The sequence below is a fragment of the Escherichia sp. AM3 genome, assembly GCF_032029835.1.
In the GTDB taxonomy this organism is placed as follows: Bacteria; Pseudomonadota; Gammaproteobacteria; order Enterobacterales; family Enterobacteriaceae; genus Escherichia; species Escherichia coli.
Window position 1 is genome coordinate 1 of the sequence record NZ_JAVUPQ010000879.1, and the last position, 286, is coordinate 286.

Here is a 286-nt window from a genome sequence, read left to right on the forward strand (position 1 = left end):
GGTACGGAGGCGCAGAGACTGAGCGATATCAACAGCCTGACGACGCTGGAAGGTGAAAACACCATTGTGCTGGCCGTGCGCGGCGGCTATGGCGCAAGCCGGCTGCTGGAGAGCATCGACTGGGCCGGGCTGGCCGCGCGCCAGCAGCAGGATCCGCTGTTAATCTGCGGACACAGCGATTTCACGGCGATCCAGCTCGGCCTGCTTGCGTTGCATAACGTCATTACCTTTAGCGGCCCGATGCTGGCCGGCAACTTTGGTGCGCCGGAGCTGGATGCGTTTACGC

Annotated in this window: 1 protein-coding gene; it reads left to right on the top strand. The window is 62.9% G+C overall.

Going from position 1 to position 286, the window contains the following annotated elements:
- The coding region (locus tag RTW80_RS28845; RefSeq protein WP_312721529.1) for an LD-carboxypeptidase at positions 1-286 on the top strand (286 nt) is incomplete at both ends.